Below are 21,794 nucleotides of genomic sequence, written 5' to 3'. Positions count from 1 at the left end.
ATTCTATAATTCGATAATATCGAATTATAAAAATATATGCCACCTGATGAGATAATGCAACTATGAGATTTCTTTATCATCCAGATAAAAAAAATATTTCTTTACCGGGAGTGTTATATGCATTGGGCGATCCAGTGCGGCTAGAGATTGTGCGGCTGCTGGCGACTGAGGGGGAACAATGCTGTGCCAGGTTTGATTTTGCGATCGCTAAGTCTACGATGTCCAATCACTTTAAGATTTTGCGGGAGTCGGGGATAGTCTTTACACGTAAAGAAGGGACACAGCACATTAACATCTTGCGGCATGAAGATTTAGAGATGCTGTTTCCAGGGTTGCTGGATGCGGTGTTGAAAGCCGCTCAACCATTACCTGTTGAACCCGCCAGTACTAAACAAACAGCCTCAAGAATCTAGGGACATTGGCTATAACCTGTGTAATCCAAGTAAAAAAATGCCCAATTGTCATTGCGTAGGCTCCACCTAAGCAATGACAGACTTTGGATCATTTATTTATTAGAACACTCTTTAAGAATCTTCTTGTTTTTTAATTCGTGTTTCTAAATTAGCAAAGATATCATGTTGTTCTCGAAAAACCCTTGGAGTGCGAGATAAACCTAAATCTGTAGAGAGTAAATCAATACCGTCGATAATTTTGGGTATCTGAGCTTGATCAACTTGTAGACTGAGAAAGCATTTCTCTCTGTAATCTGGTCTTTCCTGAAAGCGTTTGATCGCTTTTTCTAAAGGGCGCATAACCTCATAGGCTTTTTCAGCCTTCTCAATTGATGCTTTTGGGATTGGAGATTGCAGCCTGAGAATTGCTAGATCAATTAAATCTCTTGCCTCAACGCTGTCATCTGCGTAACGGTCAGAATTTGACAGCAGCTTAGAGGTAAAACAGTCATTGAAGCTTAAGCAGGGAACGAGTGACCAGTTTGGATATCTTGGTGGGTCTAGTTGAAAACGAGTTTCGGCAATAATTTCCGTTTTAATCGGCACATCATCCACAAAAACTATCATCCGAATTCCATATTGGTCAGTTGTGCTACGTCCAACTTTAATTTTACTTAAATCCTGAAATAATGCTTCATGCCCACCCTCAAATATCACTGTACGCAGGTATTTGTAGCCTTCTGTACCAACGGAAGCGATAAAATCAACGTCCTTACTCCAGCGATATTCATCAAACTCAAATGCAAGAAGGGTTCCGCCACCGAAGTAAGCAGAACCCTTTCTAAGTATGTCCGAATCTAAGGATTCAAGAACTGTGAGAATTTGATTATGCTGTTCAAACCTGAAGGTCATAAACAAACTTGCAACCAGGATTTATAGCGTTTGGCAAGTTCTTTAATAAAATTGAGTTCTTCACCTTCAAGATTATTAAATAGGTTGTGATATTGCCAACCACGCTCGTAGCGACTCAGCATTTCTTCTAAAGTGAACCGATACACATCGGCAGTCTGCCAACAAATTGACTCCAGAAAAGGCAGCTTTTTGGGGACAATAACAGGATTATTTGTTGGTGTTGCGGTTGTCATAATTCTTTTAATCAACCACTTTAGGCTTACTTTAATTTTAGATTACCACTACCGATTTTGAAATTTAATTTTATTCCAACTATAAATTATCTGGGTTTGGGTAGACTCTTCCTTTCCAAGCGCCGCCGCGCCCTTGCCAGTGACGGAGTGCTGAGTCTAGAGTCATCAGGGTATAGAGAAAAGCGATCGCAGGTAAGCTCAATGCTAACCAGGGAGAACATTTATAAAAGCGGATTGTCGGGTAGTAAGCCAAGGTCATTAAAAACCATCCTAATAAACCTGTAAGTGCGATCGCCCAATTGCCCCAAACTGCACCCAGAATTACACACACAGGTGGAACTAGATAAATCAAGATCATTCCCACCAAAGTTCCCACTAGTACTAATGGAGAATAATTCAGTTGGGCATAGGCACTACGGGCAACCATATCCCAAATCGTCCCCAGCGAGTTATAAGGACGTACACTCTGAGTCAATATACTCAATCCTAGCCAGATCCGGCCAGGGGAGGCAGGGGAGAAAGAAGAATTACTTTGTCTTCCAATCTGTTTAACGGCGTTAGCAAGGGCGCAATCGTCAATTAAAGCTTGGCGAATCACTTGAATACCACCGATTCGCTCTAAAGCTTCACGGGCGATCAGAATAGATCCCCCAGCAGCGGCGGCTGTGGGATTATTTAGATTATTAACCCAGCGGAAGGGATAGAGTTTTTGGAAGAAAAAGACGAAAGCTGGAATCAAAAGTTTTTCCCAAAAGCTTTCACACCTGAGTCGCACAATTACCGAAACCAGGTCTAAATCTTCTTGGACAGCTTTCGCAACCAGTCGGCGGAGATTACCAGGATCATGTTCGATATCTGCGTCGGTCAGCAAAAAATAGTCAGGTGCAAATAAACTCGCGCTGTTTATACCTTGCTCAACTGCCCAAAGTTTGCCCGACCAACCAGGAGGCAGTGATTCGCCAGAGATAATATGCAATTGCTCAGGTTTACCTAGAGTGTGTGCAACTCCTTCGGCAAAATTTGCTGTCCCATCTGTACTGCGATCGTCTACCAAAAACACCTTTAAAGAACCAGGATAATCTTGGAGTAGGAGCGATCGCAATGTGGTTGGTAGTAATTCAGCTTCGTTACGGGCTGGAACCACCGCACAAACCATAGGTAACGACTGTAGCTGAGTTTCTCTAACCTCTAATTGCTGGTCTGTCCGCCAAAATTGTCCCCAAAAACACAGTAATCCCAACCAAATTGTCAAGGATAACAGCATCAATCCTAATACAATTACACCCATGAGCTATTGCAAATTCTCAGTAACTCAGACAGAATACTATGTCTACTGAAATAGAGGAAAAAAATTTTTTCATCGTATTGTCGTGTTCATAACTAGTGTTGAGTGTTGAGGTTAAATAGTATTTGATGCAAACACAAGACAGGGTAAAAGTCAATCAAGTCGCAGAAGCGATCGCAGCCAGTCAACAATATTTGCTTTCGATTCAAAATCTGGCAGGTTACTGGTGGGCAGAGTTAGAATCTAATGTCACCATTACTGCTGAAGTCGTCCTCCTCCATAAAATTTGGGGAACAGACCAAGCAAGACCGTTACACAAAGTTGAAGCCTACTTACGTCAACAGCAACGGCAGCATGGCGGCTGGGAACTTTACTACGGTGATGGCGGAGAACTTAGCACTTCGGTTGAAGCCTACATGGCACTAAGACTGCTAGGTGTACCAGCAACCGATCCGGCGATGATTCGGGCGCAAGCCTTTATTCTCCAACGGGGTGGTATCAGCAAAACTCGGATTTTTACCAAGCTGCACCTAGCCTTGATTGGCTGCTACAACTGGCGCGGTATTCCCTCGCTACCACCTTGGGTGATGCTGTTGCCAAAAGCTTTCCCCGTCAATATCTATGAGATGTCTAGCTGGGCACGTTCCAGTACAGTACCATTACTGATTGTATGCGATCGCAAACCTGTTTTTATCACCAACCCAACTATCAACCTAGATCAGCTATACGTTGAAGGTATTGATCAAGTCCGGTGGGAATTACCCCAGAGTGGCGATTGGACAGATTTATTCCTCACACTTGATCATGGGTTCAAGTTGGCAGAAAGCCTGAATTTAGTACCCTTGCGCCAAGAAAGCATCAAAGCTGCCGAAAAGTGGATTTTAGAGCGGCAAGAAGCTACAGGCGACTGGGGCGGCATTATTCCGGCGATGCTGAATTCAATGCTGGCTTTGCGGTGTCTGGATTATCACCCAAACGACCCGATTGTGGAACGAGGTTTGCAAGCAATTGATAACTTTGCGATTGAAACAGAGAATAGCTACCGGATACAGCCCTGTATTTCACCCGTCTGGGATACCGCTTGGGCGATGCGGGCCTTAGTAGAATCTGGCTTTGCACCAGATCATCCGGCTGTGGTAAAGGCTGGAGAATGGTTATTGCAAAAACAAATTTTGGATTACGGAGATTGGGCTGTCAAAAATCGCCAGGGAAAACCAGGGGCTTGGGCTTTTGAATTTGACAATCGCTTTTATCCTGATGTAGACGACTCGGCTGTTGTGGTGATGGCACTACATGTAGCAAAACTCCCTAATGAAAAAATTAAGCAGGCTGCGATCGCTCGTGCCTTAGATTGGATTGCATCTATGCAATGTAAACCAGGTGGGTGGGCTGCTTTTGATTTGGACAACGACCAAAATTGGCTCAATTCCATCCCCTATGGCGACTTGAAAGCCATGATTGATCCAAACACCGCAGATGTTACGGCTAGAGTTGTAGAAATGCTTGGTGCTTGTAACCTGTCAATTGATAGTTATAATTTAGAGCGATCGCTTAGTTATCTTCTGCGCGAACAAGAAACCGAAGGCTGTTGGTTTGGTCGTTGGGGTGTAAATTATATCTACGGTACCAGTGGCGTTTTATCAGCCTTGGCCTTGATTGACCCTCAAAGGCATAAACTCAGTATAGAACGGGGAGCAGCTTGGTTAGTTGGATGTCAAAACCTAGATGGTGGTTGGGGTGAGACTTGCCGTAGCTATGATGATCCCAGTCTCAAAGGAAAAGGAAATAGTACTGCATCTCAAACTGCTTGGGCTTTAATTGGTCTCTTGGCAGGTGAAGCAACTGGTAAATTAGCTCTTGAGGCCATTGAGCGGGGAATTGGCTACCTAGTGGCAACTCAACAGCCCGATGGTACTTGGTTTGAGGCAGATTTTACAGGTACTGGTTTCCCCTGCCATTTTTATCTCAAATATCATATGTATCAACAATACTTTCCTTTGATAGCTTTGGGTCGTTATCAAACAGTGATTTACAATATAACTTAGAATTCAGCAGACACGGTTAATCGCGTCAGTACAGGATTCAGAAGTAAAATCTGGAAATTAACATTGAAATTAGCAAATAGCCCGATTTTTCTATCAACAGTTTAGTAAACGAGGATTGAAAATGGCTAAGAAAGTTGTAATTGTAGGTGCTGGTCCCAGTGGAGTTCTTCTGGCTCACTATTTGTTGCAACGTGATCAGGACTATCAGGTGGAAATTTATGAACGACGTAACGATCCGCGCTCAATTTCCCTGTCAAAATCTAGAACATTTCCGCTTGTTATTAATCAGCGAGGAATTACTGCACTCAGCAATATTAAAGGACTTCTAGAAATCCTCAAATCTGCAAGTATTGAGAGTACTGGCTCCCTAAATCATCAGAAAAATGGAAAAACGCAATTAATACCTCGAAATCAACCTATTTATATTCTTGATCGGATCCAACTAATTATCATATTATTGGAAACACTGACCGCAAAATATAATAGTGATCGCCTCAAGATTTATTTTGAAAATCAATGCAATATGGTTGATTTTGAGACAAAAACAGTAATATTTTCAAACGTTGGCAATGCAGATGAGACAACAAATGTCACCGTTAATTATGACTTATTAATTGGTGCAGATGGAGCGCGATCGCAAGTGAGAGAGCAATTTCTCTCAAAAGATGAATTTGAGGTGGAGCAAAAATATGTTCCCTTAGCTTACAAATCTATCTTTTTACCTGTGAATGTAACATCCCTCAAACCAGGCTACATTCATAATTGGAGAGGGGATGACGGAATCGCAGCCATACTGGTGCATCGTATAGACGGTTCGCTGAATGGAACCGTTAACTTTCCCAGAGAGAATAACCCAGTTGCAAATTTTTCTACTACAGAGGAAGTATCCCAATTCTTTAGCGAGCAGTTTCCAGAAATTGCTCAGATTTTACCAGAATCGGAAGCCGAAGCATTTTTAAATCGACCCATCTCAAGCATTATAACAATTCGTTGTAATCGTTATCATCATGGTGATAGTGTGCTACTGATTGGTGATGCAGCTCACGCCACCTCTCCTTCGCTGGGTCAAGGTTGCAATGCTTCCTTTGAGGATGTAGCTTTCTTTGATAAGTTATTGGATGAATATTCTGATGATATTGCGAAAGCGATCGCGCAATTTTCTCTACGTCGAAAGCCAGATGCTCATGCCTTAGTCGAGCTAAGTGACAATGCCTATCCATTATCCGGTAAACTGTTATTTTTAGAGTTTTTTATCAGATTGCGATCTGCTCAAATTTTGCATCAACTATTTCCTAAATACTTTTACCCGTCATTCTTGCAACTTCTTTCTGAAACCACGGTTCCCTACTCAGAAATTTTGAATATCTACAAGAATTGGATTGCAAAAGTGAAGCGGGCAAATGAGAACTTTTTACATAATTGATGCGGCTAATAACTCTTAAAGGAAAAAGAGAACCTGGGGGAATATCTAGTCAGGTATGAGGATATCGCCTTTTTTGAAGGTACGATTCCCCACAGTTATATCTCTATCTAAAGTGACTTGCAGATTGTTGTATGCTTACCACCAAACGAGGCGATCGCTTTCGCTAAATTAGCGATATTCAGTGGTTCATCAAAAGCACCAGTAATATCAGTTAATAAAAATCTGTTAAAGTTCTGATCTACGTTTTTCCTCTGTTTGGGAGAATATACCAGAACAATCAACTTAAAAATGCAAGTGTTTCCTAACTTGAAAAAATAAAGGTGAGGCGTAGCCCCACCTCCGATTACTAACTCAAAACTGTTACAGCACCCCTTTGAAGAAAGTCATTAAATCTTCAATGTTCAGTGTGTAAACTAAATCTAATACTTCTGTTGCTTTTTCAGAAGGTATAAGGCAAGCATATTTATCGTCATCCGGAGACTAAAAAGGTAGCCTCAAGTATCCTAAAAATTTCAAAAGTGCTAAATTCCAGCCCCTGCTTTTGGTTCAGCACCCATTGGCGAAACATAATCACGGAAAAGAGTAATCTGTTGCTCATACTCTAATCCTTGAATTTTGCCAAACAATGCTTTAGATTCTGAGGGAAGTTCATAATCAGAAGGTACAGGAATGATAGTACCACTATCCATACCTTGAGATAATCGATACCAAAACAGTAGCTTAGTGGTATCACCCAAAGAGCCATATTCACGAGAAATTTCGGTATCCGCTTTATTAATCAAGTCACGCTGAACTTGTAATTGTTGTTCGTGAGATAATTCCTTAACTTGATTAAACAAACCTTCAGCAATTTCTGGGGAAACAGTACTAGCACCAGCTGCAGCTGGCGTAATTGAGCCACCCATTTCTTTGTAAACAAACCAAAATAAAGCCAGTTGTTGATCCACACCCAACTGTTGCCAAGCTTGAACATGCTCACGAATAGTTGGATCGCCTGTTTGGGTAGATGTCATTATTAACTCCAGTTGTAATTCATCAATGTTACTAGCAAAGTTATCAAATGTACATCTGCACTTTTAACCTACTGAAGACAGATGTATTGGAATCATAAAGAATAACAATTATAAATAGAATATAAATCGGGCTGTAGTCCTGCATTAAAAGCATTATAGTTAGATAAACACCCTAGAAAAGCCGAAATAATGCTTGCCTTAGGCAAGGTGAAGAGTTGACAATTGGAATACTACAAAATTGAGAGATTTTCACCAGGTATGTCGGTAGATAGATGTTAGTTTTATTGTGACAGTGCTTAGAAAAGCACTGCCCGATTTAGCGACATGCAATTTGTGAATATACAGAAGAAATACGGCTTCTGCTTTTATAGAGCTTACTCTCGCCGATCTTGATAATCTTCAGAAGACTTTGGATCTAACTCCCAGCGATCGCCGTCACGGTCTTCTAAAATATCGTTGGTATGGAGAAACTCAGAGTCATCCATTTCTAGCCCCACTGCTGCTTCTAGCTCCTCAGTTACATTTTTATCAGGAGTGGAAGTACTACCACCAACAGCTTCATCCCCAACTGCATCTGCATCTTGCCAATAAGCATCAACATCGCCACCAGTGAGTTCAGGACTAGTTTCTGTATACTCGCGCCTTTCGTCCTGCATGGAGCGCCCACCAATATTGTATCCTGGCAAGTCTTTCACACCAGTGCCGTAGGATTCGGTAATTTCCTGCGGCAAATCATTGGTTTTAATTTCGTCATTATGATTTTTTTCTGCCATGATGTTAGCCGTTTTCTGCTTTCTCACAATAACGCTTTCCTGTCAATAATTTGTATTACTAGAGATGTATAGCTTTAGAAATAAAATAATCTATCCCCTTGGAACGAAGCTAAACTAGCGATCGCACCATAGGATTGGAAATATGAAATCATGGTTAAGCAACTTGTAGTTGAAGTTTTTAGTTATGAGTTAGGGGTTATCAAACCGAAATTATTCATGAGCCAACTTCTCACTCATAACTATTTTTTTATTAATTAGAGGAAAAATAAAAATTTAAGTTTAGCCATTTGAATTTAGTCTTCATGCTTTTAATTACCTGAATGCAAAACCACAAGACATTCAATAATTTTGATCAGCGGAGGTAGCAGTGAAATATGACGAGTTGATTACAGATGTATAAAGCCTTGACCAATCAGATGATCCTCAAGAGGCAGAATCTGCTACTCGTGCCACACTAGAAACCCTTAAAAAACAGATAGCAGGTGACGAAGCACGGGAACTAGCAGCAAATTTTTTCAGGGAAAAATCTTGGATGTTTAATTGTCCTAATCGATGAACATTGTAGTTAGTTAAATACTAGAAACAAGCAGGAAACACCATCTATGACTGACCATAACAATTATTCCGCTAATAAAAAAGTTGCCATCCTTATTGAACAAGCAGTAGAGGATGCAGAATTTACAGTTCCTTATAATGGACTAAAACAAGCAGGAATGGAGGTAGTAGTCCTCGGTTCCCGAATGAATGAAAAATATTTGGGTAAACAGGGCAAACTTAGCATACAAGCTGATGGTACGACCACAGAAGCGATCGCAGCCGAATACGATGCAGTAGTGATTCCTGGTGGGATGGCTCCCGATAAAATGCGGCGCAACCCTAACACAGTCCGCTTTGTACAAGAGGCTATCCAACAAGGAAAATTGGTAGCTGCGGTTTGCCACGGGCCACAAGTTTTGATTGAAGGCGATTTGCTCAAAGGTAAGCAAGTTACCGGCTTTAGCGCTATTACCAAGGATATAATTAACGCTGGCGCAAATTATCTAGATGAGTCGGTGGTAGTTGATGGGAATTTGATTACATCTCGTGAACCCGGAGACTTGCCAATTTTTACCACAGCTATTTTAAGCCGTTTGGGTTATGGTGGCAAAGATGCTGCATTACCTAATGAGAAAGACACAAGTGCTGAATGGTGGAAGCTGGCTGATGCTTGGGGTGGCTCAACTAAAGGTGATATCAGCAAAGGTTTAAATACTGCCCTTACTGGTGAACGTTATTCGCTAGAAACATTTGAGAACTACTTACAAAAGGAATCAGATAGCCAAGTAAAATCAGTCTTTCAAGAAGTCATTGCTAGTAAACAGCGCCAGATTAAAAAGCTGGAAATTTATCTTCAACAATTGGGTGAAAAACCCTCTTTAGGGGCAAATATTGCTAATCAGTATGCCAAGGTGAAAACTGCCTTGACAGGAAGTGATGACATATATCAGTTACGTTCTGCTTTAGGAGATGTGCAAACTGGTATTGGCGATATTGGCAATTTGTGTGTAATGTACACCGACCCAGCAGTAACTGCTATTTTCAAAGAAATTTACCAAGATTTATCGAAATACGAACAGCAATTGGTAGAACTATATCGGGCGCGGATAACCGATCAAATTCAGCCTCCTAAGCCGACAACAGGGGCTGCTGTGTCAATCTAAGGTTTTTTGAACGTAGACACAAAGTGGTGAGTCAGTCCGGTAAACGGGTTCCCCAGTATAAAGGAACTGGGGAACCCGTAGGGCTTACCAATTCGCATAGCGTCTCGTAGAGAAGAACACAGAGGTAGAAACAAGAGAGTATTTGCACCTCTATAGTTAATTGACTGTAATGGAGATAAAAAAGTGACTTCGACCTCAGGGGATAAACCAAGTACAAACCAGCCTGAAGCTAGTGAAGTAGAGCGTTGGGGATCTCTTCTCGGTGGCGGTGCTATGGTGCTGATGGGTTTAAAGCAAGGTTCATTGCGGGGAGTGCTGACGGCTTTAGCCGGTGGCGGTTTAATCTATCAAGGTGCAACTAAACAAAGCACAATCCAGCAAGCACAGGAAGCAATAGGTATAAACGAACCCATCAAAATTGAAAAGACGGTAACAATTAATAAATCGGCAGAAGAATTGTATCGCTTTTGGCACAACTTGGAGAATTTGCCCACATTTATGAAGCATCTCAAATCTGTCAAGGTGAATGACAAAAAACGTTCTCATTGGGTTGCGAATGCGCCCTTGGGTAACAGTGTGGAATGGGATGCAGAAATTCTCGAAGACCGGGAAAATGAATTTATTTCTTGGGCTTCTATAGAAGGTGCCGATGTTGATAATTCTGGTTTTGTCCGCTTCAAACAAGTATCAGATCGCGGCACGGAAGTGAAGGTTGTTTTGGAGTATAACCCACCAGGTGGAGCATTGGGAGCTACCGTAGCTAAACTTTTTGGTGAGGAACCAAAACAGCAAATTGGTGATGAATTGGGTCGCTTCAAGATGCTAATGGAAGCAGGCGAAATTGCCACCACTGAAGGTCAAACAAGTGGACGCAAGTAATTATTTGCCCAATGAATGACGCCAGATGATTAGTGCCTACATCATGGGAGCCAAAAAAGTGATCCCTATTGATCGCTTTCCCCAACGCCTAGAAATGGCGAAAAAGTTTGCCAAAGCAGAAGTGATTAACTACAAAAAAGTTAATGCTGGCGAAACGTTGAAAGAGACGACTGGTGGCCGTGGCCCCAATGCTTGCATTGATGCCGTTGGTTTAGCAGACTTCTACGACCAGACAAAACAAAAGCTCAGATTGGAAACTGATCGTTCCCACGTTCTGCGGGAAATGATAGTGGCCTGTCGTAAAGGCAGGACTTTTTCAATTATGAGTGTTAATGGTGCTTTTGTTGATAAAATACCATTTGGTGCAGGCTTGAATAAAGGACTAATCTTTAGGATGGGACAAATGCATAGACAAAAATATATCAAAAATAATATATTTTTGATTGCAGATGATTTGGGATGGAAAACTTGATCTATCCTTGGTTGTTACCCATCAATCGCCTTTAGAGGAAGCACCCCATGGCTACCAAATTTTTCAACAAAAAAAGGATAACTAAATCAAAGTTGTTCTTAAATTATGAATGGGAAATAGTCATTCAGCGTTTTAAATTGTCCACCTAACATAATGTAATTGAGGCTTTTTATGAATCGAGTAATTTCCTGGCTGCGGAATATTCGGATCTCCCAAATCCTTGTAGTTTTTCTAGTAGGATTTATGTTTCTCTTGGGTCAAGCTTTTAGCTACCCTAACATAGCACAAGCTGATGTTCAAACTCCAGAGGGTACTTATTATAAAGTAATCCCAAATGAGCAAGGTGAAATTAGAAACGAGAACCAAACAACAAATTCTCAAAATCCCTTAAAAAACGCTGCTGATACTATCCGTGAAAAGCTAAACTTGGATGAAAAAACTCCTAGAGCTACAAAAGAGTTTCTTAAGTCTACAGAAAATAAAGTTGAAAAAACAGTTGAGCCATTGACTGGAGAGAAAGAAGGTTATTACCAAAATCCTTCTAGCAAAAAGCTGAGATAGAGAAGCTAGACTTGTAGCGAATTTTGAGTCTAAATTTTTGACTCGTAGATTGTTGAATAAGATTTGAGTAGTTACTGAGACGTGATAATTATTGCGTCTCAGTATTAGGATAAATCGAGTATTTATCTTAATATTAACCAGCCGAAATCATAATGAAGGACTAAATAATTATGATAAGTTTGCTGGCATGGAGCAAACAATGCGTAGGTAGAAACAGTTACCTACCCAAAATTTATTAACTCGCGTGATGCCATTTTTAAAATTACTTACACGGCAATTTTTAGTTATGATTTGCATCTTTTCAACGCCTACATCGCTACAAGTTCAGTGTTGGGCTAATGCAGCTCATTTACCAAGCAGTTCGCACTGGTAAAATAATCAAACTTAAAACTAAAAGAGGCAAAAAATATGTCTGATACATCTGATAAAACCGTTATCAAAGTAGATTCTACCCATTCCCCAAAAGGTCAACTTGGTCAGAAATATCTTGCATCTGGCAAAACCATTTCCATGCGCCTGTGGGAGAATGAGCAACCGAATGAAGCTAAAGAGCCAACAGCGCGAGAATATGAAACTGTTGGTTATGTAATCACTGGTCGTGCAGAATTGCATATTGAAGGGCAAACGATTTTGCTGGAGCCTGGGAGTTCTTGGGTAGTACCCAAAGGAGCCAGCCACACCTATAAAATTTTAGAAGCATTTACTGCTGTTGAGGCAACCAGTCCACCCGCTGAAGTTCACGGGCGAGACGAAAACTAATTTGTTTGCAATTATCTGAAATTTTGCGATCGCTAAAAATTTATAGCCGTTTTCAATTGCATGGAATATAGAGCCTTCGCAGGGGAACAAAAATGTTGTTCCCCTTTTTACTGTGCTTTGCAGCTAAGAAAGAATTGCACAAAATGTCAGCCGATCGCCTACGGCGGGCGCTTGCGCCATCGCAAGGCTTACTTTGACTCGCTATCTAGCTTAGTAAAGCGATACAGTAAACTAAAACTGACAACGATCATTGGTGACCAATCATTGGCATGAAGTTGCATTTACATCTATTTTAATAACACTTGAACCCCCTAATTTCCTTTGCAAAGGAGGGTTGGGGGGATTTTTGCCAGTTGAACATGTATCAGCTAGCTAGCACTTATTTGGTAGTTTGATAGATTAAGAACAATGCGTACGCTGAAATAGCAAATGCGTACACCGAAATAACAAATGCGTACGCCGAAATAACAAATGCGTACACCGAAATAACAAATGCGTACACCGAAATAGCAAATGCAGTCGCCGAAATAACAAATGCGTACACCGAAATAACAAATGCGTACACCGAAATAGCAAATGCGTACACCGAAATAGCAAATGCGTACACCGAAATAACAAATGCGTACACCGAAATAGCAAATGCGTACACCGAAATAGCAAATGCGTACACCGAAATAGCAAATGCGTACACCGAAATAACAAATGCGTACACCGAAATAGCAAATGCGTTGGCGTAGCCCGCCGCAGGCATCACCTTTGATTAATTTCTCAATCAATAAACCTCATGCGCTGCGTAATATATGCTATAATTTCTTGCCAGCACTTCCTACTGCATTAATCGCAGCCTCTAATGCGATCGCCACATGAGTCCAATGAGTCCCCCCCTGGCAATAAACCACATACGGCGATCGCATTGGCCCATCTGCTGATAATTCCAAGGTACTCCCTTCAATAAATGTCCCCCCAGCCATGACTACCTGGCTCTCGTATCCCGGCATTTCATCTGGAACAGGGTCTAAGTAGGAACCTATAGGAGAATGCTGTTGTATCGCTTTACAGAAGGCAATTAGCTTTTCAGCAGAACCGAGTTTAATTGCCTGAATTACATCCCCACGAGGAGCCAGGGGTGCAGGATTCACTGGATAACCGAGTTTGTCAAATACATAACCAGTCAAGTAAGTCCCTTTCATCGCTTCTGCGACCATTTGCGGAGCTAGAAATAGTCCTTGGAACAACAGGCGATTTTGGTCAAAAGTAGCACCACCATAACTACCGATACCGGGAGCAGTGAGGCGACAGGCGGCTGCTTCTACTAAGTCGGCGCGACCGGCGACATAACCGCCAGTGCTGACAATGGTACCACCAGGATTTTTAATCAATGACCCTGCGATTAAATCAGCACCTACCGCTGTAGGTTCCCTGGTTTCAATAAATTCGCCGTAGCAATTATCCACAAAGCAAACGGTGTTAGGATTTTGCTGTTTGACTAAGTGGACGATTTTTTCAATATCGGCAATTGATAAACTAGGACGCCAAGAATAGCCACAAGAACGCTGAATTAACACTAAACGAGTGTTTTCAGCCACGCTACTACTTAAAGCTTGCCAATCTATAGTTCCTTCGGGGGTTAGCTCCAATTGGCGGTAATTTATGCCAAACTCAATAAGGGAGCCTTGACCTTGACCCCGTAAACCAATGACTTCTTCAAGCGTATCGTAAGGAGAACCAACCACTGCTAACATTTCATCTCCAGGACGGAGCACACCAAACAAAGCACAGGCGATCGCATGAGTTCCCGAAACAAACTGCACTCGCACCGCCGCAGCTTGAGCACCCATGACTTCGGCAAAAACTTTATCTAAAGTTTCTCGTCCTAAATCATCGTGACCATAACCACTTACACCAGCAAAGTGGTGTGTCCCTACACGGTGATTACGAAACGCATCCAGCACTCGTTTTAGATTATGCTTGACCTGAGTGTCAATTCCAGAAAAAATTTCTAATAGTGCCTGTTCTGCTTGCCGCAGCTGTTCTAAGCTGTTCATCAGTTCCTCGTTCAAAAAAAATTATAGATATGCGGATTTTTAGATCGCACAGACTAGGCTGGAAAATTCAAATTCAGGTTACTGCATGACAATTGCTACCTCAACAAAACCTCAAATTAACTGGGTCAATACCCTATTTTTCATTGGACTGCACATCGGCGCTTTGTTTGCCTTTGTTCCTGGTAACTTTAGCTGGACAGCAGTTGGTGTGGGTTTGTTACTGTACTGGGTGACTGGTGGTTTAGGCGTTACTCTCGGATTTCACCGCCTTGTTACCCACCGCAGTTTTCAAACTCCCAAGTGGCTAGAGTATCTCCTGGTTTTCTTCGGCACACTCTCTTGTCAAGGAGGCCCAATTGAGTGGATAGGAACACATCGGATTCATCATTTAAACTCTGATACGGACTCTGACCCCCATGATTCTAATAAAGGCTTCTGGTGGAGCCACATGGATTGGCTGATTCATTATTGTCCGGCTCACGCTCAAGTTCCTCGTTTCACCAAAGACATTGCCGAAGACCCAGTTTATCAGTTTTTAGAAAAATATTTCATTTTGATCCAGGTTGCTCTAGGTGTATTGCTTTTGCTTCTGGGTGGCTGGCCTTTCGTTATTTGGGGAATTTTTGTTCGCATTGTCTGGGTTTACCACTGCACTTGGTTGGTGAACAGCGCTACTCATAAATTTGGCTATCGCAGTTATGATTCTGGTGATAGATCGACTAATTGCTGGTGGGTAGCCGTACTAGTTTTCGGTGAAGGCTGGCACAATAACCATCATGCCTTTCAATACTCAGCTCGTCATGGGCTGGAATGGTGGGAAATCGATTTAACTTGGATGACTGTTCAATTGCTACAAGCAGTTGGTCTGGCTACTAATGTGAAATTGGCCCCAACAAAAGCTGGTTAGGAGTAGAGACGCGATTAATCGCGTCTGTACAGGAGTTAGGAGTTACGTTTAATGTGAATCAGGTGTCGAAATTCTTTATGTTGCCGTCGATTTTTCTCAAACCATAATTTTGAGACCCACAAATCCTTATGGAACAAGGAGCGTTTCTAATTCACATCAGGCGTGAGTTAAGAATTTAAACTCATAACTTATCACTGATAACTCCTCACTTTTCAAAAGTCTATATTACGGGTGCGCTTGTGTCGGTTAGGTTGCTATAATCCGAAGCGCTAATGTTAAGAAATTTTGCGGCAAGTTGCTTTTTGGTGACTTGGTGGAGGAGTTTGTTGTTTTTCAGGTGTTCATGACTACATCAATAATTAACAGCCAGAAACTAAGTGACGAGCCTGGTAATTCCGATCTAAGGCTCAAAGATATTGTCAAAACCCTGCCACGGGAATGTTTTCAGCAGAACCGTCGCAAAGCTTGGACACAAGTAATAATCAGTGTCTTGGCAGTTGCCTTGGGCTATTACAGCTTGATTATCACTCCTTGGTTTCTTTTGCCCCTAGCTTGGATTTTTACGGGTACTGCTTTAACAGGTTTTTTTGTAATTGCTCATGATTGTGGTCACAGGTCTTTTGCCAAACGTCGTTGGGTAAATGATTTGGTGGGGCATTTCTTCATGATGCCGTTAATTTATCCTTTTCACAGTTGGCGCATTAAGCATAATCATCACCATACTCATACCAATAAACTGGATGAGGACAATGCTTGGCATCCAATCAGACCAGAAGTGTTTGAAAATTGGGATAAAACCCGCCAGTCTGCTTTTGAACTGTTCATGCGTAAACGCTTCTGGTGGGTAGGTTCCATTGGACATTGGGCAGTTGTGCATTTTGATTGGCGGAACTTTAAAACTAAAGACCAATCGAGTATCAAGCTTTCTGTGGCTGTAGTAGTTGTGTTTGCAGCGATCGCTTTCCCGATTCTTATCGCCACAACTGGTATCTGGGGATTTGTCAAGTTTTGGCTAGTGCCCTGGATGGTTTACCATTTTTGGATGAGTACTTTTACTATTGTTCACCATACTGCCGCAGATGTTCCTTTTGTAACAGCGAACAAGTGGAACGAGGGTCTAGCACAGCTATTTGGCACTATCCATTGTGATTATCCGCGTTGGATAGAAATTCTGTGCCATGATATCAATGTTCATGTCCCTCATCATATTTCCACTGCGATTCCTTCTTATAATTTGCGGCTAGCTTACAGCAGCATCAAAGAAAATTGGGGGACTTATCTGCATGATGAGTGTCAGTTTTCTTGGCCTTTAATGAAGCAGATTACAGACCAGTGTCAACTGTACACAACTGATGTTGGCTATAAGACTTTCAACGAATATTATATAGAGCGATAAATAGCGCTCGCTGTGATTACACTCACGCTCTTGCACTAACGAGAGCGTTTATTATGCTGTGTTTAAATAGAATTTGGCAATTCTTTACTGACTAAAATTTTAGGTAAATTGCCAGAATTATCCTCTTGTGTGTTAGCGATCGCTAGTTTCGTGGGCATCCTAGAAGTGAGATTATATTGTCTCAAATAAAGTTCCGATTTCTATCCAATCAAAAGAATCCAGTGCAATCAAATATCATCACGTTCAACATTCCTCCTGCCTGCGAAATATCTGAGGATACAACTAAATTACCTTTCACTCTTCAGAATTTAAAAGCTGCAATTCCTGCTGAATGCTTTCAGCCCAATGTGATAAAATCACTTTATTACTTCTTTCGTGATATCTTGATTATCGGTCTGCTTTATGCAGTTGCTCATTCCCTGGATTCTTGGCTTTTCTTCCCAATTTTTTGGTTAATGCAAGGAACGATGTTTTGGGCTTTGTTTGTAGTCGGACATGACTGCGGACACCAATCTTTTTCTAAGCATAAATGGCTCAATGATTTGATTGGACATCTTTCTCACATACCAATACTTGTTCCTTATCATGGTTGGCGGATTAGCCACAGAACCCATCACAAAAATACTGGCAATATCGATAACGATGAAAGCTGGTATCCTGTGACAGAATCAGAATACAAGGAGATGCCTTTAGCACAAAAGATAGTCCGATATTATATTTTTCTATTGGCTTATCCTGTGTATCTATTTAAGCGTTCTCCTAATAAGGAAGGCTCACACTTTCTGCCTAGTAGTTCGCTTTTCAAACCATCGGAAAAATTGGATGTCATTACTAGTACTGTACTTTTGATTGGCATGGTAGGTTTGTTGGGTTTTCTGACCTACCAATGGGGTTGGATGTGGTTGCTGAAATATTACGCTGTGCCCTACCTTGTGTTTATAATTTGGCTAGATTTGGTAACATTCTTGCACCATACTGAGCCAGACCTTCCCTGGTATCGTGGAGAAGATTGGACTTTCTTGAAAGGTGCGATTTCTAGCATTGACCGTAATTATGGTTTGATCAATCATATCCATCATGATATCGGTACTCATGTTGCTCACCATATATTCCTTAACATCCCTCACTACAATTTGCTGAAGGCAACTGAGGCAATAAAACCGGTGATGGGTGAGTATTTCCACAAATCGGAAGAACCAATTTGGAAGTCATTATGGAATTCATGTATCAGCTGCCATTTTGTCCCTGATACTGGTAGTAAAGTTTACTATACATCCAATAATAAGTTAGCTAAAGGCTAAGACTCAGATTCCCGACTTCTTTAAAGAAGTCGGGAATCTTGTATTTTCGTCAGTGTTTTCTGACTATTGACCGTTGAGCATTCCCTGATTAAGATAAACTTTTATAATAATTGCATTAAAGATTACCTAAATACCTTAAGACAACTTACCTTTTGAAGGGCGATCGCATATTACATTATTAATGCTTCTAGCTCTTGTCAGTATTTGAGCTTCCTTAGCCTACGGTAAAATAAAATAGATAGATGACGTTCGCGGATTCTTGCCCTACCCTTACAGGAAGATTTATTTTCTCCAAACTCTTGCTGTCTCAGTGGGTAAAGATTAACATATCTGTGGGCAGATGCAATGTTTCGTTAAACCAACCCTGAGCACAGTGAAAAATCCTTGGGCTGTGTACTTTTGATTCTGTTTAGCGTCAGTTAAGTTTATCTGCATGTAGTGACTTAAGATCATTACCTGCTAGGGTTATAAATCAGCACAGACTATACTATAGACAATTTACCCAAAACTCTTTCAAGCTTTAAAATCAGAGGTATCAATGATTATAACTAATTTTAGCAAACAAACAAATGAATTTAAGGAACCTAAAGTACTCAAAGCTAAACCACATTGGCAAGGACAAAATTTGAGCGATACTGTTGTCAAAAGTAAAGATACCAAGATGCAAGATACTGCACCTGATAGTTTGATTATCAATAGCTTGAATCGTGGTCGAGTTGCTATTTTTATTGATGGTTTAAGTCTATTTCATACAGCTTTACAACTGGGCATAGAAATTGACTACGTTAAATTACTTTGTCGTTTAACCAACGGTTCAAGACTATTGCGTGCTTTCTTTTATACTGGGGTTGATATTAACAATGAAAAGCAACAGGGTTTTCTATTGTGGATGCGTCGTAATGGCTATCGTGTAGTGGCAAAAGAACTCATTGTGCCAGCAGAGAATTTAAAGAAATCAAATCTGAACGTAGAAATTGCTGTAGACATGATAACTTTAGCTCCTTACTATGATACTGCGGTTTTAGTCAGTGGGGATGGAGATTTAGCATATGCTGTGAACGCTGTCAGCAGAATGGGGGTTCGGGTGGAAGTGGTCAGTTTGCAAACGACCACTAGTGAAAGCTTGATTGATGTTGCTGACTGCTTCATTGACCTCGATAGTATTAAAGCACACATTCAAAAAGATTCTAATCTTGGCTATAGTTATCGCACGCCGTCAAATTCAAACCTTTAAAACCTGATTTCAAATCTATCGAAATCTCTACTGAGTTATTGCAAGCCTCTAGAAGGTTTATCAGGTTGGGTGGGGCTTGAATCCCCATCCACACCCGTCCCAGTCCTCAAATGCTTATTTTGAACAAGGGATTTTGCCCCTTGTCTACCCGAAGTCTTGTTAATTGAAATGGATATTTTAATAGTTGAAGATGAACCAGAAATTGCTCATTTAATCGAACTATCTTTAGAAAAAGAAGGATTTTTTTGTCGCATTAGCCGCGATGGCATGAATGCTTTACGGATGTTTCAGGAGCAACCACCTGATTTAATCATTCTAGATTTAATGATTCCTGGTTTGGATGGGTTGGAAGTTTGTGCCAGAATTCGCCAGAAACCAGGTGCAAAAGATCCTTACATTTTGATGCTCACGGCTAAGGGTGAGGAAATTGATCGCGTCATTGGTCTGTCTACTGGTGCTGATGATTATATGATAAAACCCTTTAGCCCCAGAGAATTGGTAGCTAGGGTGCGGGCACTATTGCGGCGTAGCCTCCGCCAAGGGGGACAACATCAAGTCAATCGTACCCAACACTTTATTGTAGATGTAGACCAGCGCACTGCCAGTCGTCAGATAAATTCTCAGGAGGTTGAAATTTTGGATTTAACTACCCTAGAATTTAACTTGCTAACTACCTTTGTCAGTAATCCTGGTAGAGTTTGGAACCGCACTCAATTAATTGATAAACTTTGGGGAGATAATTTTTTTGGCGATGAACGAGTGGTAGATACTCATGTAGCTCGGTTGCGAAAAAAGATTGAGCCTGATCCGGCAACTCCGACTTTTATTAAAACTGTTGTTGGGGTGGGCTATAAATTTGAAGATCCCCTGGTAGCGTAAATACTATGAAGATGGGGCTGAGAGGGCGGCTATTTTTCTCCCACTTAGTAGTAATGATCGTGGGGGTAGCTAGTTTGGTAAGTATCAGCAAAATCTCTTCCCCCCGCTTGTTTGTCTTGCATTTGGAACGATTAGAAAATCAGGGGTTCGACTTAATCGATGTCCGGACTGAATTGGTTACAGGATTTGAACTTGCTTGGCAGCGAAGCACAATTTGGTCAGTTTTAGTTGGGACTACCGCTGCTGGAGGATTAAGTTACTGGGTGTCTAGACGGATTATGCAGCGGTTGACAGAGATGGAACAAATCACCCAAAAATTTGCTGCTGGTCAGATGGATGCACGACTACCGATGTCTGACATTCCAGAACTTAATGGGCTTGGTGCTAGTTTCAACCGGATGGCAGCCAGTTTAGAAGGGGTGGAAGTGCGGCGGCGAGAAGTGATTGGAGACATGACTCATGAACTACGGACACCGTTAACAGTTGTCCGTGGTTACTTGGAAGAACTGGCTGATGGGGAAATTGAAGCGTCTCCTGAGATTTATCGGCGTTTAGCTAGAGAAACTAAGCGTTTAGAGCGCTTGGTGAACGATTTACAAGAACTCTCTAAGGCAGAAGCTGGTTATTTGCCAATTAATATACAACGGGTAAATCTGCGTCCGTTGTTAGAGTCATTAGTGGAGAAATTTAGTGACCAGCTGTTAGAAGATGGGCCAGTTCTGCTTTTGGAATGTCCATCTGTGCTGCCTCCTGTATTGGCGGATATTGACCGTACAGAACAGGTGTTGGTTAATCTGCTAGGTAATGCAGTACGTTATACTAACGAAGGTTCAATTACCATTCGGGCTGGGACTGAAGCTTCTCTTCTCTGGATTGCGGTTATCGATACAGGTATTGGTATCGTTCCAGAAAATTTGCCCCATGTATTTGAGCGCTTCTGGCGAGCTGACCAATCGCGCGATCGCCATTCGGGAGGCACTGGTATCGGCTTAACTATTTCCCGTCGTTTGATTGAACTACAAGGCGGTCAGATTCAGGTAGAAAGCGAGTTGGGAATTGGCAGTACGTTTCGGTTTTTTCTGCCTTTGGCTTAAGATTGAGTGAAAATGCTTGAGATACAAGGGATTGACACAGGGTAGTCACGGCTGTGTCATACGCAATTGCTAGTTTAAAAGTATCCAAAATTCAATCCGCTTGGTGTTGGTGATATTTTGCCCAGGAAGATCCCCCAAACTCCCTTAAAAAGGCTGGCTCTAATTCTCTCCTTTTTAAGAAGGGTTAGGGAGGAGCAAGCCAAAGCCTTAGCGGATTAATCCAAAATCTTATTTTTTGATGGGTGTGGAGATTTTGAAATTGTATAGAATATAACGTTAATTTGGCATTTGGGTAGAATTCTGTATGTCTACTTTTGTTATGGCTGCTTTTTTGGTTAGTTTAGTCAGTATTTCGGGTTACGCTGCGATCGCTTACCTGTTCCCTCAAAATCGTTCCTAACGGGACTTAAACAAAAGTAAAAGACAAAAAAAGGTATAATGCTTAACTAGATTAGCTTTTACGTTATAAAAGCCTGATGAAAGAAACGACC

At 41.5% G+C, this 21,794-nt stretch carries 22 protein-coding genes and 1 pseudogene; 15 read left to right on the top strand and 8 right to left on the bottom strand.

All coding sequences use genetic code 11. The features are described from left to right. Positions 1–62 precede the first annotated feature (62 nt). Complete coding sequence (locus V7K40_RS30905) at positions 63–413, top strand: helix-turn-helix domain-containing protein (protein ID WP_334966600.1); 351 nt, start codon at positions 63–65, stop codon at positions 411–413. A gap of 111 nt (positions 414–524) precedes the next feature. On the opposite strand, the gene V7K40_RS30900 is transcribed toward V7K40_RS30905, so the two are convergent. From V7K40_RS30900 to V7K40_RS30890, 3 genes are all read right to left on the bottom strand, one after another. Further along, a complete protein-coding gene (locus tag V7K40_RS30900; RefSeq protein ID WP_334966598.1) occupies positions 525–1,304 on the bottom strand; it encodes a nucleotidyl transferase AbiEii/AbiGii toxin family protein in 780 nt (259 codons plus the stop codon). Further along, positions 1,301–1,537, bottom strand: a complete 237-nt coding sequence (locus V7K40_RS30895; protein WP_334966596.1) for a hypothetical protein — start codon at positions 1,535–1,537, stop codon at positions 1,301–1,303. Before V7K40_RS30895 ends, V7K40_RS30900 begins: the two co-directional genes overlap by 4 nt. Positions 1,538–1,616: 79 nt before the next feature. Continuing rightward, positions 1,617–2,825 (bottom strand): glycosyltransferase, encoded by a 1,209-nt coding sequence (locus tag V7K40_RS30890; protein ID WP_334966594.1) that lies wholly within the window; start codon positions 2,823–2,825, stop codon positions 1,617–1,619. Positions 2,826–2,950: 125 nt separating this feature from the next. On the opposite strand from V7K40_RS30890, the gene shc reads away from it, so the two are divergent. Then, a complete protein-coding gene (shc, locus tag V7K40_RS30885; RefSeq protein WP_334966592.1) occupies positions 2,951–4,867 on the top strand; it encodes a squalene--hopene cyclase in 1,917 nt (638 codons plus the stop codon). A 121-nt stretch (positions 4,868–4,988) separates the two neighbouring features. After that, on the top strand, positions 4,989–6,290 hold the full coding sequence (locus V7K40_RS30880) for an NAD(P)/FAD-dependent oxidoreductase (protein WP_334966590.1): 1,302 nt from the start codon (positions 4,989–4,991) through the stop codon (positions 6,288–6,290). Positions 6,291–6,397: 107 nt separating this feature from the next. On the opposite strand, the gene V7K40_RS30875 is transcribed toward V7K40_RS30880, so the two are convergent. The 3 genes from V7K40_RS30875 to V7K40_RS30865 all read right to left on the bottom strand — a co-directional run bounded on the left by V7K40_RS30875 (position 6,398) and on the right by V7K40_RS30865 (position 8,076). Then, positions 6,398–6,571, bottom strand: coding sequence for a hypothetical protein (locus tag V7K40_RS30875; RefSeq protein ID WP_334966588.1), 174 nt, complete (start codon positions 6,569–6,571; stop codon positions 6,398–6,400). A 240-nt stretch (positions 6,572–6,811) separates the two neighbouring features. Continuing rightward, a complete protein-coding gene (locus V7K40_RS30870; RefSeq protein ID WP_334966586.1) occupies positions 6,812–7,303 on the bottom strand; it encodes an orange carotenoid protein N-terminal domain-containing protein in 492 nt (163 codons plus the stop codon). A 374-nt stretch (positions 7,304–7,677) separates the two neighbouring features. Continuing rightward, positions 7,678–8,076 carry a DUF6335 family protein gene (locus tag V7K40_RS30865; protein WP_334966713.1) on the bottom strand — a complete coding sequence of 133 codons (399 nt, stop codon included), beginning with the start codon at positions 8,074–8,076 and terminating at the stop codon, positions 7,678–7,680. Positions 8,077–8,500: 424 nt separating this feature from the next. Here V7K40_RS30865 and V7K40_RS30860 point away from each other — a divergent pair. From V7K40_RS30860 to V7K40_RS30835, 6 genes and pseudogenes are all read left to right on the top strand, one after another. Next, positions 8,501–8,632, top strand: a pseudogene (locus tag V7K40_RS30860) (hypothetical protein); the annotation flags it as partial. A 46-nt stretch (positions 8,633–8,678) separates the two neighbouring features. Then, positions 8,679–9,776 (top strand): DJ-1/PfpI/YhbO family deglycase/protease, encoded by a 1,098-nt coding sequence (locus tag V7K40_RS30855; RefSeq protein ID WP_334966584.1) that lies wholly within the window; start codon positions 8,679–8,681, stop codon positions 9,774–9,776. A gap of 183 nt (positions 9,777–9,959) precedes the next feature. Then, positions 9,960–10,655: an SRPBCC family protein gene (locus V7K40_RS30850; RefSeq protein WP_334966582.1), complete on the top strand. Its 696-nt coding sequence runs from the start codon at positions 9,960–9,962 to the stop codon at positions 10,653–10,655. Between the two features lie 25 nt (positions 10,656–10,680). Further along, the gene (locus V7K40_RS30845) at positions 10,681–11,127 is read left to right on the top strand and encodes a zinc-binding dehydrogenase (protein ID WP_334966580.1); all 447 of its coding nucleotides are present in this window, start codon (positions 10,681–10,683) and stop codon (positions 11,125–11,127) included. Positions 11,128–11,370: 243 nt separating this feature from the next. Beyond that, entirely contained in the window at positions 11,371–11,688 is a 318-nt protein-coding gene (locus tag V7K40_RS30840; RefSeq protein ID WP_334966710.1) for a hypothetical protein, read from the top strand. Positions 11,689–12,096: 408 nt separating this feature from the next. Next, positions 12,097–12,447, top strand: a complete 351-nt coding sequence (locus tag V7K40_RS30835) for a cupin domain-containing protein (protein ID WP_334966578.1) — start codon at positions 12,097–12,099, stop codon at positions 12,445–12,447. A 379-nt stretch (positions 12,448–12,826) separates the two neighbouring features. Here the strand turns inward: V7K40_RS30835 and V7K40_RS30830 are convergent, their stop codons facing one another. Together V7K40_RS30830 and V7K40_RS30825 are read right to left on the bottom strand one after the other, a co-directional pair. Continuing rightward, complete coding sequence (locus V7K40_RS30830; RefSeq protein ID WP_334966576.1) at positions 12,827–13,198, bottom strand: hypothetical protein; 372 nt, start codon at positions 13,196–13,198, stop codon at positions 12,827–12,829. A gap of 52 nt (positions 13,199–13,250) precedes the next feature. Then, complete coding sequence (locus V7K40_RS30825; RefSeq protein WP_334966574.1) at positions 13,251–14,492, bottom strand: methionine gamma-lyase family protein; 1,242 nt, start codon at positions 14,490–14,492, stop codon at positions 13,251–13,253. Between the two features lie 85 nt (positions 14,493–14,577). Here V7K40_RS30825 and V7K40_RS30820 point away from each other — a divergent pair, with 85 nt between their 5' ends. From V7K40_RS30820 to V7K40_RS30795, 6 genes are all read left to right on the top strand, one after another. After that, complete coding sequence (locus V7K40_RS30820; protein WP_334966572.1) at positions 14,578–15,399, top strand: acyl-CoA desaturase; 822 nt, start codon at positions 14,578–14,580, stop codon at positions 15,397–15,399. Between the two features lie 343 nt (positions 15,400–15,742). Further along, positions 15,743–16,795 (top strand): fatty acid desaturase, encoded by a 1,053-nt coding sequence (locus V7K40_RS30815; RefSeq protein WP_334966570.1) that lies wholly within the window; start codon positions 15,743–15,745, stop codon positions 16,793–16,795. A 221-nt stretch (positions 16,796–17,016) separates the two neighbouring features. After that, on the top strand, positions 17,017–18,096 hold the full coding sequence (locus V7K40_RS30810; protein WP_334966568.1) for a fatty acid desaturase: 1,080 nt from the start codon (positions 17,017–17,019) through the stop codon (positions 18,094–18,096). A 538-nt stretch (positions 18,097–18,634) separates the two neighbouring features. Continuing rightward, on the top strand, positions 18,635–19,330 hold the full coding sequence (locus V7K40_RS30805) for an NYN domain-containing protein (protein WP_273767763.1): 696 nt from the start codon (positions 18,635–18,637) through the stop codon (positions 19,328–19,330). 168 nt (positions 19,331–19,498) lie between these two features. After that, a complete protein-coding gene (locus tag V7K40_RS30800) occupies positions 19,499–20,209 on the top strand; it encodes a response regulator transcription factor (protein WP_273769498.1) in 711 nt (236 codons plus the stop codon). A gap of 5 nt (positions 20,210–20,214) precedes the next feature. Continuing rightward, positions 20,215–21,303 (top strand): HAMP domain-containing sensor histidine kinase, encoded by a 1,089-nt coding sequence (locus tag V7K40_RS30795; protein ID WP_334966565.1) that lies wholly within the window; start codon positions 20,215–20,217, stop codon positions 21,301–21,303. The last annotated feature ends 491 nt before the right edge of the window (positions 21,304–21,794 follow it).

It is taken from the genome of Nostoc sp. (assembly GCF_036917195.1).
In the GTDB taxonomy this organism is placed as follows: domain Bacteria; phylum Cyanobacteriota; class Cyanobacteriia; order Cyanobacteriales; family Nostocaceae; genus Nostoc.
Note: the sequence above shows the minus strand (reverse complement) of the source record. Positions and strands in the feature narration are given on the sequence as shown.

Bases quoted from the DNA above. Each gene is read 5' to 3' on its own strand.
- V7K40_RS30805 (WP_273767763.1), top strand. From the start codon at position 18,635: ATGATTATAACTAATTTTAGCAAACAAACAAATGAATTTAAGGAACCT.
- V7K40_RS30865 (WP_334966713.1), bottom strand. From the start codon at position 8,076: ATGGCAGAAAAAAATCATAATGACGAAATTAAAACCAATGATTTGCCG.
- V7K40_RS30880 (WP_334966590.1), top strand. From the start codon at position 4,989: ATGGCTAAGAAAGTTGTAATTGTAGGTGCTGGTCCCAGTGGAGTTCTT.
- V7K40_RS30800 (WP_273769498.1), top strand. From the start codon at position 19,499: ATGGATATTTTAATAGTTGAAGATGAACCAGAAATTGCTCATTTAATC.
- V7K40_RS30890 (WP_334966594.1), bottom strand. From the start codon at position 2,825: ATGGGTGTAATTGTATTAGGATTGATGCTGTTATCCTTGACAATTTGG.
- V7K40_RS30835 (WP_334966578.1), top strand. From the start codon at position 12,097: ATGTCTGATACATCTGATAAAACCGTTATCAAAGTAGATTCTACCCAT.
- V7K40_RS30840 (WP_334966710.1), top strand. From the start codon at position 11,371: ATGTTTCTCTTGGGTCAAGCTTTTAGCTACCCTAACATAGCACAAGCT.
- V7K40_RS30820 (WP_334966572.1), top strand. From the start codon at position 14,578: ATGACAATTGCTACCTCAACAAAACCTCAAATTAACTGGGTCAATACC.
- V7K40_RS30830 (WP_334966576.1), bottom strand. From the start codon at position 13,198: ATGCCTGCGGCGGGCTACGCCAACGCATTTGCTATTTCGGTGTACGCA.
- V7K40_RS30855 (WP_334966584.1), top strand. From the start codon at position 8,679: ATGACTGACCATAACAATTATTCCGCTAATAAAAAAGTTGCCATCCTT.
- V7K40_RS30905 (WP_334966600.1), top strand. From the start codon at position 63: ATGAGATTTCTTTATCATCCAGATAAAAAAAATATTTCTTTACCGGGA.
- V7K40_RS30825 (WP_334966574.1), bottom strand. From the start codon at position 14,492: ATGAACAGCTTAGAACAGCTGCGGCAAGCAGAACAGGCACTATTAGAA.
- V7K40_RS30895 (WP_334966596.1), bottom strand. From the start codon at position 1,537: ATGACAACCGCAACACCAACAAATAATCCTGTTATTGTCCCCAAAAAG.
- V7K40_RS30795 (WP_334966565.1), top strand. From the start codon at position 20,215: ATGAAGATGGGGCTGAGAGGGCGGCTATTTTTCTCCCACTTAGTAGTA.
- V7K40_RS30845 (WP_334966580.1), top strand. From the start codon at position 10,681: ATGATTAGTGCCTACATCATGGGAGCCAAAAAAGTGATCCCTATTGAT.
- V7K40_RS30870 (WP_334966586.1), bottom strand. From the start codon at position 7,303: ATGACATCTACCCAAACAGGCGATCCAACTATTCGTGAGCATGTTCAA.
- shc (WP_334966592.1), top strand. From the start codon at position 2,951: ATGCAAACACAAGACAGGGTAAAAGTCAATCAAGTCGCAGAAGCGATC.
- V7K40_RS30815 (WP_334966570.1), top strand. From the start codon at position 15,743: ATGACTACATCAATAATTAACAGCCAGAAACTAAGTGACGAGCCTGGT.
- V7K40_RS30900 (WP_334966598.1), bottom strand. From the start codon at position 1,304: ATGACCTTCAGGTTTGAACAGCATAATCAAATTCTCACAGTTCTTGAA.